Source organism: Sphingobium sp. SA916 (assembly GCF_002894065.1).
GTDB classification, from domain to species: Bacteria; Pseudomonadota; Alphaproteobacteria; order Sphingomonadales; family Sphingomonadaceae; genus Sphingobium; species Sphingobium fuliginis.
The window spans coordinates 1-22,528 of record NZ_LXYF01000027.1 but is presented as its reverse complement, the minus strand read 5'-3'; the positions used below and the strand labels follow the sequence as shown (position 1 = coordinate 22,528).

Here is a 22,528-nt window from a genome sequence, read left to right as displayed (position 1 = left end):
CCCTTCACCAGCCACTCCCCGGCCCCAAAGCCCCTTGCATTATGGGAAAGGGGTTGCATATTGTCCAACGAATAGTGTAAGGTGCAAACGCGTGCAAGGGGATGATCTGAGTCAATTGCGACAAAGAGGCCGAGCGTCAACCCAACCAGGCGCTTAAAAACCAGTGAGAGGAAAGGAAGTCGGGTAATGGCTGCAATCGCGTTTCCCAGATCGTCCGAAGAGCATTTCGAAGAGTTGCGAAAGGCGCCCGTTCTCGCCCTGCCGACAGCTCTCTTGTTTGTCGTTTCCATGGCAGGGATCGCAACGACCTGGTACCTGGCGCTGAACGCTATGCTTCCGCTTTGGGTCGGTGCGATCTCAAACGGCCTCGTCACCTATCTGCTTTTCAGCGTGATCCACGACGCCTCGCACAAGTCGCTGTCGAGCGTTGGCTGGATCAACGAATCGATCGGCGCGATCGGCTTGTTCTTCCTCTTTCCCTATGCCCCGATGGTCCTGCTCCGCTGGGTCCACAACAAGCACCACACGCATACCAATGGACCCAAAGACCCCGACCGGTTCGAGCATGAATCGCCCTGGTGGCAGGTTCCATTCCGCTGGACCTTCTTCGATGGTGCCTACATCTGGTATTTCGTCAAATATGGTCAGAACGTGCGCAAGAAACATGGCACCGAACTGCTTGTCTTCTATTCGCTCCTCGCGCTGCTGTTCGTTGCGGCAATTTACTTCGGCTTCGGCTGGGAACTGTTCATGCTGTGGTTCGTGCCGTCACGGATCACGCTGTTCATCATCGCCATCGTCTTCGTCATCCTGCCACATCATCCCGCGATCATCGCGCAAGACGAAGACCCTTACATGGCGACAACCATGCGGTTCGGCTGGGAATGGTTGCTCAACCCGCTGCTGGTTTATCAGAATTACCACCTGATCCACCACCTCTGGCCTGAAATCCCGTTCTACCGGATGCACAAGGCCTATTACCTCAAGTACGATGAAATCAACGCCAACCGCATCCCGCGCCAGAAAGCCTTCGCCCTGAAGCCCGAGAACTATGACGACCACTTTGCGGTTCGCCGGGAACTCGACCAGGCGCAAGGCAAGGCAAGGCCTGCCTAACGAAATAACGGCCGGACCGTTCGGTATGGTCCGGCCGTACCTCCAGACCGGGAAACGCACTGATGGCCAAGCAACTTCACCTTGGCGCGTTCATGCGCCCGGTCAGCATCCACACCGGAGCCTGGCGGTATCCAGGTGCCTTACCCGACGCGAACTTCAGCCTGGCAGCGATCCAGCGCTTCATCCGCAGCCTTGAAGCTGCCAAGTTCGATTATTTCTTCATGGCTGATCACCTCGGCGTGCTCAACCTGCCACGCCAGGCGCTGATGCGCAGCCACACTGTGACCTCGTTCGAGCCATTCACGTTGCTTTCCGCACTGGCCGGGGTGACTGAGCGAATCGGCCTCGTCGCAACGGCCTCGACCACTTACGACGAGCCGTTCCATGTCGCGCGCCGCTTTGCCTCTCTCGATCACATCAGCGGCGGGCGGACCGGCTGGAACGTGGTGACCACTTCGAATCCGGACAGCAGCCGCAACTTCGGCCTGGAGACCCAGCCAGATCACGCCGCGCGCTATCACCGCGCCCGCGAGTTTCATGACGTTGTGACCGGGCTGTGGGACAGTTTCGCCGACGATGCCTTCGTTATGGACGCAGCAAAGGGCATCTATTTCGACCCCGCCCGGATGCGTGCGCTGAACCACAAGGGCGAGCATTTCTCGGTCACCGGGCCGCTTAACATCGCCCGTCCGGTTCAAGGCTGGCCGGTCATCTTCCAGGCCGGTGCCTCGGACCCGGGCCGCCAGCTCGCTGCCGAAACCGCCGAAGCCGTATTTGCTGCGGAATCGACGCTGGAAGGCAGCAAAGCCTATTACGACGACGTCAAAGGGCGGGCGGCGACGGTAGGACGCAATCCCGATCACATCAAGATCATGCCGGCCGTATTCCTGGTTGTTGGAGACACCGTCGAGGAAGCCCACGCGAAGCGCGCGAAACTGGACAGCCTGGTCCACTACGACAGCGGCATCCATTCACTGTCCGGCATGCTGGGTCACGACGTATCGGGCTTCGATCCCGATGGCCCCCTGCCCGACATCCCCGAATCCAACGCCAGCAAAAGTTCGCGGCGGTTCATGATCGAATTGGCCAGAGCTGAGAGCCTGACGATCCGCCAGCTCGCCGCGAAGGCCGGCAGCTATGGCGGTTTGGCTTTTGTCGGCACCGCCAAGACCATCGCCGACGAGATGCAGCATTGGCTTGAGCAAGGCGCTTGCGACGGTTTTACCACCATGTTCCCTTACCTGCCGGAAGGCCTGGAAGACTTTGCCGGCAAGGTTGTGCCCGAACTGCAGGCGCGCGGCCTGTTCCGCACCGAATACGAAGGCGAAACGCTGCGCGACCATCTAGGCCTGCCGCGCCCGGACAACCGCTTCTTCGCCTGATGCGGTGAGCCGGTTTGTCATCATCGGCGCCGGGGCAATCGGCAGTTTCCTGAGCACGCGGTTGCACAACGCCGGGCATGAAGTTCTGCTGATCGCCCGAGGAGCGCGGCTCGAGGCCTTGCGAAACACGGGCGTGCTGCTGTCCGAAGGCGGGGCCGAGCGGCAAGTGCGTGTGCCGGTGTCCGCAGCATGCGATCCCGCAACGCCGCCGGATCATGCCATCCTGGCAACCAAGACGTTTCAGATCGAATCGGCGCTTGCCCTGCTCGAACCACTGCGCGGAAGCCGCTTCACGCTGCTGACGGTGCAGAATGGGGTCGAAGCACCCGGCATCGCCCAGGCCGCCCTGCCCCGCGCTGTCGTGCTTGGCGCACGCATGCACGGCTTCTTCGAGCTGGAAGACGGGATCGTGCGCCACACCGGCGTCCCCGCCACGCTGCTGGCCGGCCCGGTCGCCGATCGCGCAACCGACCCGGCTGCCGGACAGGCCTCGGCAATCCTTGCGGGCGACCTTATTGCCGCTGGGGTCCCCACCACTCTGACAGGCGACATGCGCCCAGCGTTGTGGGACAAGTTCCTGATGGCCGCGACGATCGGCGCGGTGGCCCCGGCGTTCGGCCTGAAGGTCGGTCAGGTGCTGGGCCATCCCCAGGCCAGCGCGCTTTTGCGCGAGGCCATGGCCGAGGTCGAACGGATCGCAGCGGCGTTGGGCATCGAATTGCCGCCCGATTGCATATACGAGAAGCTGGACTTCATCGGCCGCTTTCCACCCGACGTCACCAGTTCGCTGCAGCGCGATCTCGAAGCGGGCAGACCGTCGGAATTCGTCCACCTCAGTGGGGCCATACCCCGCTTCGCGCGACAGGCCGACCTGCCCTGCCCGGCCACAGACGAAATCCTCGCGCGGCTGCGCGCCCGCGGGCTTCAACCTGATTGATCAGACGATATCCCGCTCCATCGCGCGCCTGGCAAACCATGCACCCGCCATGATCACAGCATGCGCGGCCAAGGTCGTCAAGCCGACCCACAAGGCTTCGCCGCTCCAAACGACGCTATAGATGTCCCAGGCGGAGCCGACGAGTTCGGTCAGCACGATCACCGGAACCAGCGCCCAGTAGCGCAACGGATCGCGCGCGCCCCACAACGCCACGAGGCCGATTGCTGCCAGTTGGATGCCAACGATCAACCAGGCATCAAGCAGCAGGCCGAAAGACGGCGTCCCCTGCCCCAGCGCAATACCGGGGTAGATCAGCCGCAGGGCCCCCGCATAGACCGGCGGCCAGAGCAGCACGAGATTGCAGAGATACCAGATCCCCACGGCGATCAGGTAAGTGCGCAGAACCTTCATGGCGGCCTCCTCAGGCGATCGCGAAGATATCCGATGTGGCGCAGGCGATGCGCGCATCCTTGTGCGGCGCATAGTCCGGATCGTTCATGAAGGCGTCGATCGCCTCCATCGAAGGAAACCGGATCACCACGACATAGTCAGGTGCGGCTCCCTCGCCCTCATAACGGACGAACTCGTGCGAACGGCAGACCATTTCCCCGCCGTGGCGTCCGACCAGCGCCGGAACTGCGGCCATATAGCCTGCCACCCAGGTTTCGTCGTGCGATTTGATCGATCCGATGAAATAGGCAGCCATCACTCCGTTTCCTTTGGTCAGCGCCGGGACCGCCAGCTTTCCCGCTAGAGCCCCAGCAAGGTGTTGCGAACAGCTTGCGCAAATCCCGCAGTTGTCCCGTTTCCGCCAAGATCGGGGGTCCTCGCGATATCGGGCGCAATGAGCGCCGTTTCGAGTGCGCGCATCACCAGCGCGGCGGGCTCGGTTTCGCCGAGATGCTCCAGCATCATTGCACCCGACCAAATCTGGCCGATCGGATTGGCGATGCCCTGCCCGGCGATGTCCGGGGCAGACCCGTGGACCGGCTCGAACATCGAAGGGAACCGCCGTTCGGGGTTGAGGTTAGCAGAAGGAGCCACAGCGATGGTGCCAGTGATTCCCGGCCCCAGATCGGAAAGGATATCACCAAAAAGATTCGAACCAACCACCACATTGAACCGTTCGGGCGACATCACAAAGCGTGCGGCGAGAATATCGACATGATACTGATCGGCGGCAACATCGGGGTATTCGGCGCCGATCGCGGCAAAGCGCTCGTCCCAGAACGGCATCGAATGATAGAGTCCATTGGACTTCGTCGCGCTGGTCACATGCCTGCGCCCGCTCCGCCGAGCGAAGTCGAAGGCATAGCGCAAGATGCGGTCGGTGCCCCGGCGGGTGAAGATCGCCTGCTGGACGACGATTTCGTTCTCGCCAGTTCCGGTCCGACCGCCGATCTGGGAATATTCGCCTTCCGAGTTTTCGCGCACCACCCAGAAATCGATGTCGCCGCGAGCCTTGTCGCGCAGGGGCGAAGCGATGCCCGGCAGCAGCCGCACCGGACGCAGATTGACGTACTGCTCGAACTCGCGCCGGATCGGCAACAGCAGCCCCCACAGCGAGATATGATCGGGTACCCCGGGAAAGCCGACCGCGCCGAGGAACACCGCATCATGATCGCGCAACCGGTCTAGCCCATCATCGGGCATCATCTTGCCGGTTTTGAGGTAGGTCTGGCAGCTCCAGTCGAAGTGCCGGAATTCGAGCACGAAACCGCACTTGGCCGCTGCCGCCGTCAGCACCGCGATTGCGGCAGGCACCACTTCGCGGCCAATTCCATCTCCCGGAATGCTGGCGATGGAATAACGCCTCATGGTCAATCTTTCCCTACAGATAGCTGTTCAAAGTCTTGAGCACCCGATAAGCGCTGAGAAAGGCTGGCGCAGGAACCTGCAGTTGCTCCGCTGCCGCCGCGAGCGGCCCCAGGACCTCGTCAACTTCCATCCGCCGGCCCGCCACGAGATCGTCATGCATCGAGGTGCGGACGGGACGGTTTTCCGGCTTGAATCTGGTGCCCATCGCCATGACACCGTACACTGCCTCTTCAAAGCTTTCACGGTCAATCTCGACCAATCTGGATACAGGCGCGAAATAGTTCTGCGGTTCGTAGCCAAGTGCCTTGTAGATCGCCAGCAGATCCTTGACGACGTGGACATAGTGTTCGGCGCCTTCGCGAACCGCCACACCATCCACAAAATCGAGCTTTGGAAGCGCGCCCAGCGTACTGGCGCTCCACGACGATGCTCCACCGACCTGAACCACTTTTTCCCAATGGACATGGACGATATCGGGAGTTGAGCGCGAACCCATGCCCGCAGCGTCGAGCGCTACGGCCATGATCCGCGTGCGCTCGCTCTCCCCGCCTTCCAGCTCGCCGAAATAGGCGGTGACGGGAACCGCCATGTGATTGAGCGCCTTGCCCGGTTCGAGCAGGGTCGCCCCGTCCATGATCGAGCCGCCGATCACCTTGTCCTTGCCAAACGCGGCCTGGAGTTTGCCTTCCTTGCCCACGCCGTTCTGCAAAGTCAGCGCGCAAGCGGTGCGATCGACCAACACCTGCGCATCGGCCAGCGCCTGATCGGTACCCTTGGCCTTGGTCAGCAGGATGTAATAGTCGATGTCGCCTTCAACCTCCTCGGGCGTTTCGACCGCGAAGAGGTTTTCGCGCTGGACGAATTGCGCCCGCACACCCGAAATACTCAGGCCATCCCGGCGGATCGCCTCGACATGGGGCTTGCGCGCAATCAGCGTGACCTTGTGGCCGCCGCGCGCCAGGAATCCGCCGATGACCGAGCCTAGCCCGCCGGCACCGTGGAAACAGAAATGCAATTGCTTGGACATGCTTTGGGATTCCCGTTGGTTCGGCTCAGGCAATGCCCAGTTCGACCAGCTTGGCCCTGATCTGCTCTTTCTTTTCCGGCGTCACATCAGCCACCGGCGGCAGGATCGGGCCAGCCTTGAGGCCAATCGCTTCGTACCAGGCCTTCACATTGGCAAGTGCGCTGGCATAGGTCGCGGTGCGGGCGATATCCCACAGGAAGTTGTCGTGATAGAATTCGCGGACTTCGCTGAGCTGATCGGAAGCGGCCCGCGCTTCCTCCCATTTTCCTTCATGCGCCAGGCGGATGTATTCCTTGGCGAAATGGCGCTTCTTGCCGTACAGCATGTAAGACAATTCACCCCAGCAAACGGTGCCGCCAAGACGCAGATCGTCGAGGAAGAAGTATTCGAATGGCTCCATCGTGTTGAAGCCTTCGGGCATTAGCTGGCGGATTTTGATTGTCTCGGCACGGCTCATGGCACCTTGTTTGACGCCGATCACGGTATCGATATCGGCCAGGCGGCGCATCAGGTCCCAGCTCAGCACGGTTCCCGAAACCGGGGTCCGGTAGAGGCAGACGGCCAGATCGGTGTTGTCGGTCAGGAACTTGAACCAGGCATAGATTTCGTCGTCGCGCTTGAGCTGCACAACCGGGTTGATCACCTCAGCCCCGTTATACCCGAGCTTCTCGACGAACTGCATCTTCTCGATCGCGGTATAGACGCTGGGATCGAGCACGATGGTCCACAGATCGAGCCGCCCGGCATTCGCCTCGGCGACGATCTCGTGATAGCGAAACCAGTCTGACGCTGAGACGTTCCAACATTCGGAGATGAACCCGCCGACGGCCAAGCCATCTACGCCCATTTCGACATATTTATCGATGTTGTAGCGGATACCGTCCACATCGAACTTGTAATCGGCGGTCATCGGGGTAATCGGACACTGATAGAAGCCCCTGACGGTCTTCGTAGCCCAAGCCTTGGCGTCCTTACGATCATATTCCATTGATGTGCACCTCATCTCGATTTGGTTCAGAATTTCAGCTTGCATCTGCCGTTCATGAAGGCGCCAGCGCCGCCTGGGCCGCAGCCAGTCGGGCAATCGGCACCCGGAAAGGCGATGCGCTGACATAGTCCAACCCGATCTCCTCACAGAAAGCGATCGTGGCCGGATCGCCGCCGTGCTCGCCGCAGATCCCCAGTTTAAGGTCGGGCCGAGTTTCGCGCCCTTTGCGCGATGCCATTTCGATCAGCTTGCCGACCCCTTCGATATCGAGAGTGACGAACGGGTCCTTGGCGATAATGCCTTTTTCCACATAAGCACCCAGGAAACGCGCCGCATCGTCGCGGCTGATGCCCAGCGTAGTCTGGGTCAGATCATTGGTTCCGAACGAGAAGAATTCCCCGCTTGCAGCGATTTCGTCGGCAACCAGGGCTGCCCGCGGCAGCTCGATCATGGTGCCAACGCTAAAGGCGATCCGCTCGCCTTTTTCGGCGAACACGACTTCAGCTACCCTGTACAGGGTATCCTTCAGTGATTCGAGTTCACGCGGCAATCCGACCAGCGGGATCATGATTTCGGGACAGACCGCCATGCCCGCCTCGCCCGCGACTTCGAGCGCAGCCTCGAAAATCGCGCGAGCCTGGATTTCGTATATTTCGGGATAGACCACGCCAAGTCGGCAGCCTCGATGCCCCAGCATGGGGTTGGTTTCCGCCAATTCGATTGCGCGATTCCGAACCTGCTCCACGTCAATACCCATCGCCCGCGAAAGCTCGGTGAACTCGCTATCCGTATGCGGCAGAAACTCGTGCAGCGGCGGATCGAGGAGGCGGATGGTGACTGGCAAGCCTTCCATGATCTCGAAGATTCGTCGGAAGTCGGCGCGCTGTTCGGGCAAAAGCTGGTCGAGCGCGGAGCGTCGTTCCTTTTCGCTGTCGGCCAGGATCATCTGCCGCATAGCGAGGATCCGACTTTCATCGAAGAACATGTGCTCGGTTCGGCAAAGCCCGACCCCTTCGGCCCCGAACCGGCGGGCCATTTCGCAATCGAGCGGGGTTTCCGCGTTGGTCCGAACCTTCAGGCGGCGATGCTTGTCAGCCCATGCCATCACCGTTGCGAAATCGCCCGAAAGTTTGGGCTGGATTGTCGGTAGTTCGCCCAGGAACACTTCGCCGGTCGAACCGTCGATCGTAATGAATGCGCCCTCTTCGAGCCGCTGGCCGCCGATCTCGGCGACCCGCGCGACCGGGTCGATCTTGAGACTGGCGGTGCCCGCCACGCATGGCCGGCCCATACCCCGCGCGACCACGGCCGCGTGGCTGGTCATGCCGCCGCGCGCCGTCAGAATGCCGGTTGCGACGTGCATGCCATGGATGTCGTCAGGCGACGTCTCATGCCTGACGAGGATGACCTTCTCTCCAAATTCGGCCCACCGTTCCGCTGTTTCCGCATCGAATACCACACCCCCCGAGGCTGCCCCGGGCGAGGCAGGCAAACCCTTTCCGAGCAGCACCCGCGGCGCATTCGGATCGAGCGAGGGGTGAAGCAACTGGTCGAGCGAGGCCGGGTCGAGGCGGAGCAGCGCGGTCACTTCGTCGACCAGGCTCTCTTCGACCATGTCGACGGCAATCTTGAGCGCGGCCATGGCAGTGCGCTTGCCCGAACGGGTCTGAAGGAGGTAGAGCCTGCCGCGTTCGACTGTGAATTCGATGTCCTGCATGTCGCGATAGTGGCGCTCCAGCAGTTCGAACACCTCAGCAAGTTGAGCATAGGCCTTCGGCATCGCTTCCTGCATTGAGGGAAGCCGCGCACCTGCGGCTTCGCGGGCAGCCCTGGTCAGATACTGGGGCGTGCGGATGCCGGCGACAACATCCTCACCCTGGGCGTTGGCCAGCCATTCGCCGTAGTAGGCCTTCTCGCCGGTTGCAGGGTTGCGGGTAAAGGCGACACCGGTAGCGCTGGTCTCGCCAAGATTTCCGAACACCATGGCCTGGACGTTAACCGCCGTGCCCCAATCTCCGGGGATATCGTTCAGGCGCCGGTAGACCTTGGCTCGCGGTGAGTCCCATGAGAGGAACACCGCCTCGATTGCCGTCCAGAGTTGTTCATGTACATCCTGAGGAAAGGCCGCGCCGTGATGGGCAAGCACGAGATCCTTGAAGGTCGCGATCAGGCCGCGCAGATCGTCCACTCGAAGATCGATATCCTCATCGACGCCGCGATCTTCCTTGATGCGGTCAAGGGCTGCCTCGAATACGCCATGCTCGATTTCGAGCACGACACTGGAATACATCTGGATGAAGCGGCGATAACTGTCGAGCGCGAACCGCTCATCCCCGGAGGACTGGCCCAGGCCGGTGACGGTCGCATCATTGATGCCAAGGTTGAGGATCGTGTCCATCATCCCCGGCATGGATACCCGCGCTCCCGAACGCACCGAGACCAGCAGGGGATCGCGAGGATTGCCGAACGTCTTGCCCGTCGCCCGTTCGACCAGCCCCAAAGCAGCCGAAACCTCATCGCGGATGCGATCAAGTGAAGCTCTGCCGTGGTCAAGATAAGCGAGGCATTCGCCGGCGGAGATCGTGAATCCAGGCGGGACGGGCAGCCCGATCCGCGCCATCTCGGCGAGGTTGGCCCCCTTCCCGCCCAGGACGCGCTTGTCGAGGTCAATCTGACCTGCGACCAGAACGCCGGAACCGAAGGGAAACACACTCGACATTGTTAAATTCCTGAGGTTCAGGTGCAGGTCCAAGGCGGCGCAATTCGATTGGTGCGCCGCCCCAGAAGCGATCTACATTTTGAGAATGGCCTTGATCGCCTTGCCGGTCTTTTCGGTATCCTCGACGGCCTGGTTGATCTGGTCGAGATCATAGAAGGTGCAGAGCTTCTCGAACGGGAACAGCCCGGCCTTCTGCATCGCAATCAGTTGCGGGATGAAGACCTGCGGGGTGCTCGATCCTTCGACTACGCCACGCAACTTGCGGCCAAACAGCATGTTGTTCATGTCTAGCGAAAATTCGGTGCCCAGCTGCGCCCCGCCGACCACTGCGGTTTCACCCATGTTGTGCGTGCTGTCCACCGCCGAGCGCAGCACCGCTGGAATGGCGGTAGTATCCATGGCATAGTCGGCGCCGCCACCGGTCATCGCGACGATCGCTTCCTGAGCGTTGACCGTGTTGGCGTCGATCACATCGGTGGCGCCCAGTTCACGCGCCAGTTCCAAGCGGCCTGCGTTGCGGTCAACCGCGATGATCTTGAGGCAGCCCGAGGCCTTGGCGGCCATCACTGCGCTGAGGCCCACCGACCCGGCCCCGAAGATCGCGATCGAGGAGCCAGGTTCGGGACAAAGCGCATTGAGGATGCTGCCCGCCCCGGTCTGGATGCCGCAGCCCAGTGGGCCCAAAAGTTCGATCTGTGCGTCGTCGGCAACCTTGACGCAGTTGTTTTCCGACGCGATCGAATAGGTCGCGAACGAGGATTGCCCGAAGAAGCAGGCGTTGACCTCTTGGCCGTGGCGGGTAATCGGCGTCGAACCATCCAGGCGGCGGCCCATGAAATTGAGCGGGAACAGGCTCGGACAGTAGGCCTGATGCCCCTTGAGGCACGATGGACAGGTGCCGCAATAGCTGAAGGAGAGCACGACCTTGTCGCCTGGCTTGACAGTGGTCACGCCGCGTCCGACCTTTTCGACAACGCCCGAACCTTCATGGCCCAGCACCGCCGGCAGCGGCGTCGGGTAATATTGATCGCGAACCGTCAGGTCGGTATGACACATGCCAGCTGCAGCAACCTTGACCAGCACTTCGCCGTCGCGCGGATCCTCGATTGAGACGTTATCCAGAACGAATTCACCACCCTGACGCTCAATAATTGCCGCGTATGCGTCCATTATTTCTCTCCCGTTTCCTGATTTCTATTTGATCGAATTTGCTTATGCGAAGAAATAGAGATTCTTGTCCTGCACGACGCGCGCGTCGATATTCAGCTTCCTGCTGAATACCTTGAAGCCGCTGTCTGTTTTCCGCAGCTTGTCTTCGCGTCCCAGCGTGTGCACGTAAACTTCGCTCTGTCGGCGATTGCGGTGCACCAGAACATTGGAGAACACCTCGAATTCAAACGGTGCAATTTCGAATGCTTCGACATTGGTAACGAAATAGCGGATTCGTGATGGCGGATCTTCCATCCATACCTGGCCCGTCAGCAACCGGTCGACCCGCTGCTGCAGCTCGGCATAGTCATCGTTGTAGATTGCGGCATCCCCCGGGGTTGGATCCGGGCGGCGGTCACGTGCAAACCGCTGTTCGTAAACTGGCATCCAGTAATGGATATCTTCGGCGATTACAGTATCGAACCATTGGCGATATTGCTGGTTTTGCAACATCCGCACCTCGGCGGAATAGTGACTGACGATGGCATGATGCAGTTCCATGCCTACGGGCTTGCGTGTTTCGGTCATCTTGCGGTCCAGATTGCTGTCGGGATCAGTCTTGCGGCTCGGCTTGCTTCGCCGACAGACGTTCAGGCCAGAAATTACGGTTGGTCCACATTGCATCCCAGGTATCGTCATTGGCCCGGATGGCGGCCCAATCTGGCGCATCGAGAATTTCTTGCCAGAAACGATAAAAGCCTCGATACGAGGTTTCGCCGATGAAGCTGACCCCGACAATTCCTGGATAGACGGGGTGCGGCCCTTCGCGGTCCTTGCCCATGCTCGAATTCATCCGCCCCTTTCGGGTGATGATACCGTTGTTGTTGTAGGTGGCCGACGACATGTTTTCGCCATCGTCGCTTTCGAGCGTTCCCGCCGTACCAAATGAACGGATCGCTTCGCGCTGGATCGACCGCTTAGTTTCGGTGTCGGCATTCTTCGGCACCATGGTATAGGTCCAGACCTCGATTTCATGCGGCCCGCGCGGATGCCAGATCTTGAAGGTGTTGGTTCCGTAGAGGAACGAACAGTTGGGGAAGATCGACGTATTCCAGTGACCGACATAGAGCCGTTCGCGCTCCGGCCCGAATTTTTCGCGAATTCCGCCCCGCGTCTGCTCGAGATATTTGACGTACCCGTCGCGCTTGACGTGGATCGCAGTCGCCGCATTATCGATCAGGCCAAACCCGTGGCCATGCCGCATGGTGAATTGCAGACCAAGGTCGTCAAACGGCATGTCGGCGCGATTGCCCGACAGGCCAGCCAGCTCGCCCCCGATCATCTGGAGAGCGGCGGCATGCGTCCAGCCCACGTGATACCCATCGCCGACGAAGTTCTCGGTCGGGACTTTCCAATTGCAGGCGAGGGTGCTTTTCAACGGCGGCCCGACCAGTTCCAGACCACCGTCCGGACCGTCCCAGATCGTATCGAGGTACCAGCAGAAGTCCCCCAGATAGTCCTCAAGCGATGGCGCTTCGGGATCATGGCAGCCGAAGATGAAGCCCTTGTAAGTTTCGACCCGGATCGGCGCGAGCCCTAGCTTGGATTTGTCGAGATCGCTGTGATAGCACCGCTCTTCCATCGGAACATCGACGAGCGAACCATCCTGACCGAAAACCCAACCATGATAATTGCACACGAACGCCTTGGCGCTGCCGCTGTCAGCATGACAGATCTGGTTGCCGCGGTGCGTGCAGGAATTGATGAACGCCTTCAGCGAACCGTCCGGCTGCCGCGACAAGATGACACGGTCTTCTGCCATGTACGTCGTAATGAAGTCGCCCGGTTTGGGAACTAGCGAATCATGCCCGAGCATGAGCCAGCATCGCGAGAATATTCGCTCCAGCTCCAGCTGATAGACATCTTGATCCCAGAACACCCGGCGAGACTGGCTCGCACCGGCGTTATCGACGAGTGCCGACGATCCATTCATCGCATCGCTCCCATGCTTTTTGTTACGAGTGCCGCATAGTCGATTCGTGCTATACATGCAACGCGATGCACCATATGCAAAACCTACCGTTGGCGCAAGGACGATTCTCAAGGGGCGTTTGTGGGGAGAATGTTAGGTTGCAAGATGCCGATAGCAACACGTCCAGCATCCTTGGTCTTGGGTCCAGGCTCTGGCAATCACCAGCCCTATTGCTGTGTCTGGCCTCGTTCTTTTGGGCCCTGAATCCGATCGTCGGGCGGGCGGCCAAGGACTTGCTCTCACCTGTGACTCTGGCGTTCTGGCGGTGGGTGGTGGCGCTGGTCTTCGTGCTCCCTTTCGCTTGGCGGCACCTCCGCGACGACCTGCCCGCCATTGTTGGCGGCTGGCGGTTCCTTGGGCTCCTCGGGGCTGTAGGGGTGGGGCTGTTTTCTTTTCTCGTCTATCAAAGCCTGCAGTTCACCACCGCGACCAACAATCTTCTGTTGCAATCGACCATGCCGGTGATGACCCTGCTCATGCCAGTTGTGCTGTTTCGGGAGAGGGTGCGCCCGATCCTCCTCGTTTGCGCACTCCTTTCGATCACCGGAATCGCGTGGATCATGACCAAGGGGCATCCCGACTATCTGCGCTGGGATGCGCTGAACCGAGGCGATCTGCTCGCCATCATTGCGGTTTTTCTCTATTCCGCCTATGCCACCTTCCTGCGCCGCGCACCGGCGATGCACCACCTCAGTTTGCTGGCTGTCCTGTTCGGGGTCGGGATCGCGGCTTTGAGTGTGCCCTATGCCTGGCACCTCTGGTGGGCTGGCCTGACCGTGGCTTCACCTGCTGCGCTCGCATCGCTGCTCTATATCGGGATATTTCCTTCGCTGCTGTCCTACGCGCTGTTCAATCGCGCGGTCGCCTTGGTCGGCTCGGGCCGCGCGGGGGTCTACATGAACCTGCCATCGGTGCTCGGGGTCCTGATGGCCGTACCTCTGCTTGGAGAACGGTTCGCAAAATACCACCTAATCGGTTCGCTGTTGGTGGTTGCATCAATCCTCTTATCGCGTCGGGTCAAGACATAAGGTCAATGAGGCCCTGGCTGCTGCGGCGTATAGCAGAGCAGTCGCGGAATTTATGGTTCGCTCAAAGTCCTTGGCGAGGCGTCGGTTTCGATTGCTCCATGCGAAGTTCCGCTCGACGACCCATCGCCTTGGATGGACGACGAAGCCGGTCTGATCGGCGAATTTCCGGACGATTTCGACGGTCATGGCGGTAGCGTTGCGGACGCGATCGCTGTTGTAGGCGCTGTCGGCGAAGATATGTTCAACGCAAGGGTGGCGCTGGCGCGATTGCTTGAGCAGCGGCACAGCGCCATCGCGATCCTGCACCTCAGCGCTATGGACCAGCAAGGCGAGTGTCCGGCCAGGGCTTGCGGCCAGACAGCGCGCCCATTCGCCTCGTCCAGCGCGTGGCTGGAATTAGGCCGAGATTTGATGAACCGGACGATCTCCTTGGGACTAAAACTGAAGGCGTTGGCACGTCGCTTCCAAGCCGCGCCTTCATGGCGGCGTCGGCGGCGTTGAAGTCATTACAGAGAAGTACACGCGCGAACCGCGCGATGAGCGGACGCGTCGCGGAGCAGGCGCGTCTATTACCCTGGCGTATCCGGCGAGCTGATCGAGGAGCTTCACCACGCCCGCGGCTCCCGTCTCAGCGGGATCGCTCGACGCTTCGCCGGTGACGACTACTGCTACCGAGCGGGCTGCCGGTTTGGCGGACACCGAGATAGGTTCAACCAGGCTACGCCAGCTTCCCGTTCGAAATCTATGGGGCTGAGATAGCCAAGGGTCGAGTGCCGCCGGGTCCCCGCCTTGCGCCTGCTCAGGCGATTGGCGACGGGGCCATGAAGACCGCGCGCGATCGGGGCGAGAGCGCGCGAATGGTAGGAACGATTGGGGAGGCGTCGCGCCAGCTCGTCGCAGATCTGATCAAGACGGGGGATCGATGGACAATGAAATCGGCTGCGTGCCTCCGGCGCCGGAGGCACGCGATAAGAACCGCCGCCGCTAATTGCATCGAGAGGACCGCAATTGGCTATGCTGATATCAAAGCATATTTCAGAGCCCGATCCGAAAGTTGTTGAGCAATACCAGCATGTTGTGATTCACGCCTCTTTGCGACAAGAAGGAGTGGATGGTGGCATGGACTGGTATTGCCCGGCGTGAGCATAGTCGGGAAGGTTTGCGATATCCATCGGATATGACGGACACGGAGTGGGTGCTGGCAGCACCTTTCGTTCCACCGGCGAGGCGAGGTGGCCGACGCCGGACTACCGACATGCGCGAGGTTCTGAACGCGATGCTGTACATCGCGGCAAGCGGGTGGGCGTGGCGGCTTCTGCCGAAGTGCTTTCCTCCGGTATCGACGGTGCGGCGCTATTTCTATGCCTGGCGCGATGCCGGTCTGTTCGACGCGATCAACACGGTGCTGGTCATGAACCTGCGGGAAATCGAAGGGCGTGAAGCTTCGCCCAGCGCCGGAGTGATCGACAGCCAATCGGTCAAGACCACCGAAAGTGGCGGAATCTCGGGCTATGACGCGGGCAAAAAGGTGAAAGGCCGGAAGCGACATATCCTGACGGACACCTGCGGCTTCCTCATCTTCATCCTCGTACATGCCGCCGATATTCAGGACCGAGATGGGGCCGTCGATGTGCTGGCAGCCATTCGCAAACGGTTTCCCTGGCTGCGACACATCTTTGCCGATGGCGGTTACGCAGGCGATAAGCTACGATCCGCCTTGGTTGGCATGGGCAAATGGACGATCGAAATCATCAAGCGATCGGACAAGGCGAAAGGCTTTCAGGTGCTGCCCCGCAGATGGGTGGTCGAACGGACTTTTGCCTGGCTCGGGCGCTGTCGTCGGCTCGCAAAAGACTGGGAGCGATCCATAGCCTCGTCCACCGCTTGGGCCCTCGTCGCCTCAATCCGCATGCTCACGCGCAGAACCGCAAGGCTTTGTCAGAATTGAGAAACTTCCGAATCCGGCTCTTAATCCCGACGCTCACCGTGGTACCGCTGCCTTGGATGTCAAATCCTCACAGTGCAAGGTTCGCGCGGCAATTAGTCTGTCGCGAGTTCGATTGTCGCTGTCTACCCGCCCCATACCAGCAGGTAAACGCCTTGACCTGACGCACTCAACTGGCCCGGTCGGACATCAGTGATATGCGCGCGAACAACTAAATTACCTACCCGCTTATTATCGACCGCACGAGCGATCTTTGAGAGAAGCTTGTCATGGTCGAGGATAGTCAGCGATAACGGGTATGGCGAAAAGAATGCGACCATGTCCGAGCTGGGTGCGCGTCATGTCGCTGAGCTGCTGGCGCTGCGGATCAGGCGGCCGATCGCCGACAAAGGTCTGCCCCCCGCCGTCACGCGCCGGGCCGATTTACCCAGATTAGACCCAAAAAGGGAACCGTTCCGTTTCCTTATCGTTTGAGCCGTTGATCTTGGTCAATGTCTAACAAAACCAACGGATGATTTCGATGAAGATTGCGATATTTGCCGCGCTGCTTACCCTGGCGCCAGTTCCGGTGTTGGCTCAGGCTGTTTCGCCGGCGACTTCGGGAACGATGACCAGCGCCGACATCGGCGTCTCGCCGATCGCAAGCCAGAGTGGACCCAACTACGTGCTCGCCGCGGCCGACGCCAATCTTTACCAGATCAAGGCGTCGCAGCTCGCCGCGACGCGCGCGCAGCGTGATGACGTCAAGGCCTATGCGAAGCGCGTTCTGGCAGAGACGCAAAGTAGCCACAAAGCGCTGCTGGCGGCGTTGAAGAACGATCAGCGCACGATCAAGGCGCCGTCCTCGACCCTTTCCGCCGACCGCGCTGCCCTCCTCAAGCTGCTCCAGAAGGCGCCGAAGAGCGCTTTCGACAACCTCTATCTCACCCAGTCGGCGCAGGTTCAGCAGGATACCTGGGCGGTGCATAAGGGTTACGCACAGGACGGAACCGACCCGGCGCTGCAGCAGGTCGCCGGTACCGCGGTCCCGGTGCTGGAGAACGAGCTCGCCACCGGCAAGTCGCTGACCCCCACCGGGCTTGCAGGATAGGTGATACCCGCCGGGCCAGGTCGACGCAGCCCCCCAGACCTGGTCCGGCACCTGTTTACTGCCATTGATGCTGCGGTTGTAGCCGGCGGCATTGCTCGCCTGATCCGGCCAGCAGAGATGCTCCATCACTGTCAGCAGCCGTAACGGCCGATACGTTTGCTGCCCCAGTAAGCATTCGCCAGGTTGGGCCTGAGATCTTCGAAAAGCGCTTGCGCGAGAGCACGTCCCTCTTCGGTGAGCGAGGAGAGCTTCTGCCGACGATTGCGCTCCCCGACACGCCCGCAAGGTCACCATCGCTGATGGTGTGGCTGCGCGGCGACATTTACGATGGCCGGTTCAGCGGCAACTATGATGGCCGGTAGGATCGGTTGTCTGGCCTGATCGCAGGGAGGGGCGGAGCCCCGACCGGAGAGCAGGCCAGACAACCGATGGCGATCTTTTCTCCCCTGGGCGGGAGTGCGGATCGGGCTGCGGCGAGCGGTGGTATCGGAACACTCATCGAACATTGAAGCGATGGGTTGCGATGCCGGGCCACCACCTTTCCGATCAGCAGGTATTTCTTTTCATGGTTGAACGTCGCCATCACACCCAGTCCGTTGCGGCCGCCAAGGCCGGTATTAGCGAGCGTAGCGCACGCCGGATCGAGAACGATCCGCGCTTGCCTTCCCAGAAGAAGCAGGGACGCCATTGGCGCACCCGCGCCGATCCTCTTGAGCCTTTCTGGCCCCGTATCGAGGAGTTGCTCAAGATCGACGGCATTCTCGCCGTCACCATCTTCGAGACGCTACAGGACGAGTTTGGCGAAGAGGCCGTTCCCGACAGGATCAGGCGCACGCTCGAACGTCGGATTGCCCGCTGGCGGGCGCTGCATGGCGAGGAGAAGGAGATATTCTTCCCGCAGCGCCACGAGAGCGGGCGGCAGGGCCTATCGGATTTCACGGTCTGCGACGACCTGAAGGTCACCATCACCGGCGAGCCTTTCGCCCACCGGCTCTATCATTTCCGCCTGGCCTGCAGTGGCTGGGAGCATGCCGCTGTCGTACTGGGGGGCGAGAGCTTTGCCGCCCTGTCCGAGCATCTGCAGGATGCGCTGTGGAAGCTGGGCGGCGTCCCGGTCGAGCACCGCAGCGATTCCCTGTCCGCTGCCTACAAGAACCTCGACGCCGATGCGCAGCGGGATTTCACCCGCAGCTACGACGACCTTTGCCGTCATTACGGCATGATCGCGACCCGCAACAACCGCGGCGAGGCCCACGAGAACGGCTCGATCGAAGGCCCTCATGGCCATCTCAAGCGACGCCTCGACCAAGCCCTGCGTCGCCGGGGCAGCCGGGACTTCGACAGCCTCGGCGCCTGGCGCGATTTTGTAGAAGCCGAAGTCGCCAAGCAGAACCGCCGCAAGGCCAGGCTCGTCGACGAGGAACGCCGCCTGCTGGGACGCCTGCCAGCACACCGCACCACAGACTTTGCCATGATCGCGGTTGATGTCAGCCGTAACGGCACCGTTCCTATCGACAGGGTCATCTATTCGGTCCCCTCCCGCCTGGTCGGTCGTCGGCTGCACGCCCATCTCTTCGATGACCGCATCGATCTATTCCTCGGCCCCGACAAGGTGATGACCACCCCACGGGTCCGTATGCCGCATCCCCAAAGAGGCCACCAGATCGATTTTCGCCACATGATCGCCAACCTGAGGCGCAAGCCCGGGGCATTGCGGAACCTGGTATACCGCGACGCCCTGTTCCCCGCCCACGCCTACAGGCGGGCATGGCAAGCCTTCGACGACCAGCTTGATGCCCACCAAGCCTGCCGTGACACCGTCGCCCTGCTCGATATCGCGGCAAGAGGAGATTGTGTCGACGCGCTGGCTCTGCGCATCGACGCGGCACTCGATGCTGGTCGTCTCCCCGATGTCACCGCGCTCAGGCAGGAGTTTCTTCCGACCCTTCGAGCCAGGCACGAGGTGACGATCCCACCACCGGATCCGCGCGGATATAACAGCCTGCTTACCAGCATGGAGTTGCGCTGATGACCCGGACCAAGGATCAAGCCGCAGCCGTGCTGCCCACCATGCTCAAGGCCCTGCGCCTGCCCAGCATCAACCGCAACTGGAAGCGGCTTACCGATACCGCCGATCGGGATGGATGGCCTGCTGTTCAACTGCTCGCCTCGCTTCTCGAGATCGAGATGGCCGAACGCACCACGCGGCGTATCCAGCGGCATCGGGACCAGTCCGGCCTGTCAGCAGGCAAGACCTTCGCCACCTTCGATTTCGACGCTGCCCCTGGTGTGCGCAAACCCCATCTGCTCTCGCTCGCAACAGGCGATGGTTGGATCGACAATGGGGGCAACCTGTTGTTCTTCGGACAGTCGGGCACCGGCAAGACGCACGCCATCTCGGCGATCAGCCATACGCTTATCGATACTGGGCGCCGGGTCCTGTTCTGCTCCACCACCGATATGGTCCAGAAACTTCAGGCTGCGCGCCGCGATCTCAGTCTGCCCTCCATGCTCGACAAACTCGACAAGTACGACCTCATCGTGCTCGACGATCTGTCCTATGTCCGCAAGGATCAGGTCGAGACCAGCGCCCTGTTCGAGCTCATCGCCCATCGCTACGAGCGCCATTCGATCGCGATCACCGCCAACCAGCCATTTTCCGCTTGGGACAACGTTTTTCCAGATCCCGCCATGAGTGTCGCCGCCATCGACCGCCTCGTTCACCACTCAACCATCATCGAGATGAACGGCGAGAGCTACCGAAAACGCTCCGCCATCAGTCGCATCGAACCAGCCAATAATCACCCAACCGGCCCGGCATCGGACCGGCCATCGTAATTGTCGCCAACCTCGCGTCCAGGGAGCATTCCGCATAAGGCATTGCGACACCAGGTAATTGTCGCCACCGTCAATTACTCCCGCAATGCCACAGCTGCCTTCACCACCGGCGCCAGCGACAATTACCAACATCCGGTTGCCCAAGGCCCGTTGCCACTACAAGGCTCGCGTGATACCCAAATCCCACCACTCGGTGCGGCCGCTTACCGGCCATCATAATTGACGCCAACCGGCCTCCGTAAATGTCGCCCTACAGTGTGGCGGATCAGCAGGCCGCGGGTCCAAAGACCCGATTTGGTCTCATCATATTCGTCGGCGTCGAGATCGGCGAGTTCGCAATAGGCCCAGTCATGAAGCCGTGCGCCTTTGGTGCCTTCGCCCGCGGAGAGGCGCTGCCATGCATCGGGAGCAGGAGTATGGGCGATCTCCTTGTGAGCGTGGCGAGAAGACCGCGGCTCAGGCGGCGTTGGCGATCTGCTGCTGATCTGGCCGCCAGTTACATGGGATGAGTTCATCCCAGCGGGCAGCGGGCCAGTTGCCTGCGATCCTGGCGATGACATCCGCGATATAGGCTTGCGGATCGAGGCCATTGAGCTTGGCGGTCTCGATGACGGAGTAGATGGCGGCAGCGCGATCACCGCCTGCCTTTGAACCGGCGAATAACCAGTTTTTACGGTTATGGAAATGTATGCATAACCGTAAGAATGCCCTTTTCGCCGGCTCCGATGAGGGCGGCGACAACTGGGCGGTGATCGCTACGCTCATCGAATGCTGTAAGCTCAACGCCATCAATCCGCCTGGGGTTACGCCAGTCGATAGCCTCCAACATGCAGGCCATCTGCGAAGGGGAGATGGCAATCACCCCGTCCACGGCCGAAGGCCAGATGTACTTCCCGCGCTCGAGACGCTTGGCATAAAGCGACATGCCGACACCATCATGCCAGATGATCTTGCAGAGGTCGCCGCGGCGTCCCCTGAAAATGTAGAGATCCCCGGCGAAGGGATCACATCCGAAGCTCTGCTGCACCTGCAGGGCCAGGCTGCGCATGCCGCGCCGCATGTCCGTGTGCCCCGTTGCAATCCATATCCGAACGCCGGAGGGGACTGGGATCACGGCTTGACCGACCGCAGTACTGCCGACACCAGCCCCGGCGAGGCGCCAGCAGTTATCCGCACGATCGCCCGCTCGAACTCCACAGTGATCGCCGATCCGGTCACTGGCATCGGATCGGGCTGCACCTGCACTTCTGCAAAGCCTTGGGCTGCCTGCCCCATCTGCCGCCGCCATCTGTAGATCTGGTTCGGCCGCAGATCGGCACGGCGGGCAATCTCCGCCACGTTAGCACCGGGCGCCGAAACCGCCGCGACGAGTGTGCGCTTCTGCTGGTCGGTCCATACACGTCGCCGCTCCGGCCCCGAAATTACCGTGATCTGACTCATCGCACCGTCCTTAGTATCGGTGCAAACACCGGCGCTTGCACCGGTACCATCTCGAAATATCAGCCGATCACCGCAAGGCGGCCCTCACCGGAGCGATACGACCGGGCGATCATCGACATCGGGATTGACCGCCGCCATGTGCATGGTCGAACCGATATCAATGGCTGCCGCGCCAGGCGACAGCATGGGTAGAGCGTCAATGCCGCCCGATTTTGATTTGTTCACTCCATTCCTCCATCACAACTGGAGGGTATGGGCGATGCAAACCGTCATCTTCCTAACCGGGGTCGCCGAGGACGGCGCCACCACTCTCAAGTACGCAAATGCCCACGGGCCACGTTTTTTAACGGGGTATCACACCACCAATAAGCTAACGGCCGCGACCCTCCGCCTGCCATCATACCACGGCCCGTTTCTACCGCGAACAGGCGGGCCAAACCCGCGATCGTTTTTTAGTATATCGCGCTCCTCGGTCACCCGGGCCAACTCGCGCTTCAACTGACGGATCTCGGCATCCTTGCCGGCATCGCCAGACACCACCTTCGCCAGTTGCCGCTTCCATGCGTACAGCGAATGCTGGCTGACGCCGAGCCGCTCGGAAACCTCCGCTACCGGATACCCGCGCTCGGTGATCTGGGCCACCGCATCACGCTTGAACTCATCGCTGAAATTGGGCTTCCCCATCGTCGTCTCCTGTCCTCAAAATTAGGATAGAAGGCGTCCAGAAATCTAGGGGCTACTCACCGTGTATTGACGAGCGACACCGCAGGAGGACTTGCCCTGCTTGAGAAAGCCGGTCTCATTGATGACCAGGACCGCGTCAGCTGTGGCAAGGTTTTCCACGACATAGTCACGCACGATGTCACGCAGCGCATCCGCGTCCCAGCGTCCGCGACCCAGAATGGCCCGCTGTCGCCAGGGCTCAGGATCTCCGGCCGCCTCTGCACGCATCCATCCTGTTTTGCGCCGTTTCTCACCCAACAAACCATCCAGGAAAAGATTGGCCGATGCCGCAACGC

At 60.9% G+C, this 22,528-nt stretch carries 21 protein-coding genes and 6 pseudogenes; 10 read left to right on the top strand and 17 right to left on the bottom strand.

Annotation, left to right across the window (positions count from 1 at the left end; all coding sequences use genetic code 11):
- Positions 1–186: 186 nt before the first annotated feature.
- The 3 genes from A8G00_RS06540 (at position 187) to A8G00_RS06530 (ending at position 3,435) form a co-directional block, all read left to right on the top strand.
- On the top strand, positions 187–1,116 hold the full coding sequence (locus A8G00_RS06540) for a fatty acid desaturase (RefSeq protein ID WP_008828096.1): 930 nt from the start codon (positions 187–189) through the stop codon (positions 1,114–1,116).
- A 62-nt stretch (positions 1,117–1,178) separates the two neighbouring features.
- A complete protein-coding gene (locus tag A8G00_RS06535) occupies positions 1,179–2,498 on the top strand; it encodes an LLM class flavin-dependent oxidoreductase (protein WP_008828095.1) in 1,320 nt (439 codons plus the stop codon).
- A gap of 4 nt (positions 2,499–2,502) precedes the next feature.
- A complete protein-coding gene (locus tag A8G00_RS06530) occupies positions 2,503–3,435 on the top strand; it encodes a 2-dehydropantoate 2-reductase (RefSeq protein WP_008828094.1) in 933 nt (310 codons plus the stop codon).
- Here A8G00_RS06530 and A8G00_RS06525 read toward each other — a convergent pair whose 3' ends face one another.
- The 9 genes from A8G00_RS06525 to A8G00_RS06485 form a co-directional block, all read right to left on the bottom strand.
- On the bottom strand, positions 3,436–3,846 hold the full coding sequence (locus A8G00_RS06525) for a BphX family protein (RefSeq protein ID WP_008828093.1): 411 nt from the start codon (positions 3,844–3,846) through the stop codon (positions 3,436–3,438).
- A 10-nt stretch (positions 3,847–3,856) separates the two neighbouring features.
- Positions 3,857–4,141: a DUF1330 domain-containing protein gene (locus A8G00_RS06520; RefSeq protein ID WP_008828092.1), complete on the bottom strand. Its 285-nt coding sequence runs from the start codon at positions 4,139–4,141 to the stop codon at positions 3,857–3,859.
- A 44-nt stretch (positions 4,142–4,185) separates the two neighbouring features.
- Complete coding sequence (locus A8G00_RS06515; RefSeq protein ID WP_008828091.1) at positions 4,186–5,253, bottom strand: tartrate dehydrogenase; 1,068 nt, start codon at positions 5,251–5,253, stop codon at positions 4,186–4,188.
- Between the two features lie 13 nt (positions 5,254–5,266).
- Positions 5,267–6,280 carry a ketopantoate reductase family protein gene (locus tag A8G00_RS06510; RefSeq protein WP_024018975.1) on the bottom strand — a complete coding sequence of 338 codons (1,014 nt, stop codon included), beginning with the start codon at positions 6,278–6,280 and terminating at the stop codon, positions 5,267–5,269.
- A 25-nt stretch (positions 6,281–6,305) separates the two neighbouring features.
- Positions 6,306–7,268, bottom strand: coding sequence for a dihydrodipicolinate synthase family protein (locus tag A8G00_RS06505; protein ID WP_008827669.1), 963 nt, complete (start codon positions 7,266–7,268; stop codon positions 6,306–6,308).
- 52 nt (positions 7,269–7,320) lie between these two features.
- Complete coding sequence (ppdK, locus tag A8G00_RS06500) at positions 7,321–9,987, bottom strand: pyruvate, phosphate dikinase (protein WP_008827668.1); 2,667 nt, start codon at positions 9,985–9,987, stop codon at positions 7,321–7,323.
- A 72-nt stretch (positions 9,988–10,059) separates the two neighbouring features.
- Complete coding sequence (locus A8G00_RS06495; protein ID WP_024018976.1) at positions 10,060–11,157, bottom strand: NAD(P)-dependent alcohol dehydrogenase; 1,098 nt, start codon at positions 11,155–11,157, stop codon at positions 10,060–10,062.
- A 42-nt stretch (positions 11,158–11,199) separates the two neighbouring features.
- The gene (locus A8G00_RS06490) at positions 11,200–11,724 is read right to left on the bottom strand and encodes an aromatic-ring-hydroxylating dioxygenase subunit beta (RefSeq protein ID WP_008827666.1); all 525 of its coding nucleotides are present in this window, start codon (positions 11,722–11,724) and stop codon (positions 11,200–11,202) included.
- 25 nt (positions 11,725–11,749) lie between these two features.
- Positions 11,750–13,186 carry an aromatic ring-hydroxylating dioxygenase subunit alpha gene (locus A8G00_RS06485; protein ID WP_253257933.1) on the bottom strand — a complete coding sequence of 479 codons (1,437 nt, stop codon included), beginning with the start codon at positions 13,184–13,186 and terminating at the stop codon, positions 11,750–11,752.
- A gap of 80 nt (positions 13,187–13,266) precedes the next feature.
- Here A8G00_RS06485 and A8G00_RS06480 point away from each other — a divergent pair, with 80 nt between their 5' ends.
- The gene (locus A8G00_RS06480) at positions 13,267–14,196 is read left to right on the top strand and encodes a DMT family transporter (RefSeq protein WP_024018977.1); all 930 of its coding nucleotides are present in this window, start codon (positions 13,267–13,269) and stop codon (positions 14,194–14,196) included.
- Here A8G00_RS06480 and A8G00_RS06475 read toward each other — a convergent pair.
- A pseudogene (locus A8G00_RS06475) lies at positions 14,173–14,508 on the bottom strand (transposase); the annotation flags it as partial. The gene A8G00_RS06480 and the pseudogene A8G00_RS06475 sit on opposite strands and share 24 nt — an antisense overlap.
- A gap of 799 nt (positions 14,509–15,307) precedes the next feature.
- Between A8G00_RS06475 and A8G00_RS06470 the strand changes: the two are divergent.
- The 6 genes from A8G00_RS06470 (at position 15,308) to istB (ending at position 20,069) form a co-directional block, all read left to right on the top strand.
- Complete coding sequence (locus tag A8G00_RS06470) at positions 15,308–16,144, top strand: IS5 family transposase (protein ID WP_024018979.1); 837 nt, start codon at positions 15,308–15,310, stop codon at positions 16,142–16,144.
- A gap of 315 nt (positions 16,145–16,459) precedes the next feature.
- Positions 16,460–16,615, top strand: coding sequence for a hypothetical protein (locus A8G00_RS25070; protein ID WP_172451803.1), 156 nt, complete (start codon positions 16,460–16,462; stop codon positions 16,613–16,615).
- A 37-nt stretch (positions 16,616–16,652) separates the two neighbouring features.
- The gene (locus tag A8G00_RS06465; protein WP_024018980.1) at positions 16,653–17,231 is read left to right on the top strand and encodes a DUF4142 domain-containing protein; all 579 of its coding nucleotides are present in this window, start codon (positions 16,653–16,655) and stop codon (positions 17,229–17,231) included.
- Positions 17,232–17,440: 209 nt separating this feature from the next.
- Positions 17,441–17,593, top strand: a complete 153-nt coding sequence (locus A8G00_RS25065; protein WP_161942147.1) for a hypothetical protein — start codon at positions 17,441–17,443, stop codon at positions 17,591–17,593.
- A 203-nt stretch (positions 17,594–17,796) separates the two neighbouring features.
- Positions 17,797–19,260 carry an IS21 family transposase gene (gene istA / locus A8G00_RS06460; RefSeq protein ID WP_162833671.1) on the top strand — a complete coding sequence of 488 codons (1,464 nt, stop codon included), beginning with the start codon at positions 17,797–17,799 and terminating at the stop codon, positions 19,258–19,260.
- Positions 19,260–20,069: an IS21-like element helper ATPase IstB gene (istB, locus tag A8G00_RS06455; RefSeq protein WP_024018982.1), complete on the top strand. Its 810-nt coding sequence runs from the start codon at positions 19,260–19,262 to the stop codon at positions 20,067–20,069. The genes istA and istB overlap by 1 nt, the downstream gene beginning before the upstream one ends.
- 260 nt (positions 20,070–20,329) lie before the next feature.
- Here istB and A8G00_RS06450 read toward each other — a convergent pair.
- The 7 genes and pseudogenes from A8G00_RS06450 to A8G00_RS06425 form a co-directional block, all read right to left on the bottom strand.
- A pseudogene (locus A8G00_RS06450) lies at positions 20,330–20,482 on the bottom strand (IS701 family transposase); the annotation flags it as partial.
- Positions 20,483–20,525: 43 nt separating this feature from the next.
- A pseudogene (locus A8G00_RS06445) lies at positions 20,526–20,744 on the bottom strand (transposase domain-containing protein); the annotation flags it as partial.
- 181 nt (positions 20,745–20,925) lie between these two features.
- Positions 20,926–21,117 (bottom strand): annotated as a pseudogene (tnpB, locus tag A8G00_RS25560) (IS66 family insertion sequence element accessory protein TnpB); the annotation flags it as partial.
- Positions 21,118–21,179: 62 nt separating this feature from the next.
- Positions 21,180–21,509, bottom strand: a complete 330-nt coding sequence (locus tag A8G00_RS06435) for a transposase (protein ID WP_046766339.1) — start codon at positions 21,507–21,509, stop codon at positions 21,180–21,182.
- Positions 21,510–21,593: 84 nt separating this feature from the next.
- On the bottom strand, positions 21,594–21,734 hold the full coding sequence (locus A8G00_RS25055) for a hypothetical protein (RefSeq protein WP_157035906.1): 141 nt from the start codon (positions 21,732–21,734) through the stop codon (positions 21,594–21,596).
- Positions 21,735–21,959: 225 nt separating this feature from the next.
- A pseudogene (locus A8G00_RS06430) lies at positions 21,960–22,193 on the bottom strand (transposase); the annotation flags it as partial.
- 51 nt (positions 22,194–22,244) lie between these two features.
- Positions 22,245–22,528, bottom strand: a pseudogene (locus tag A8G00_RS06425) (transposase); the annotation flags it as partial.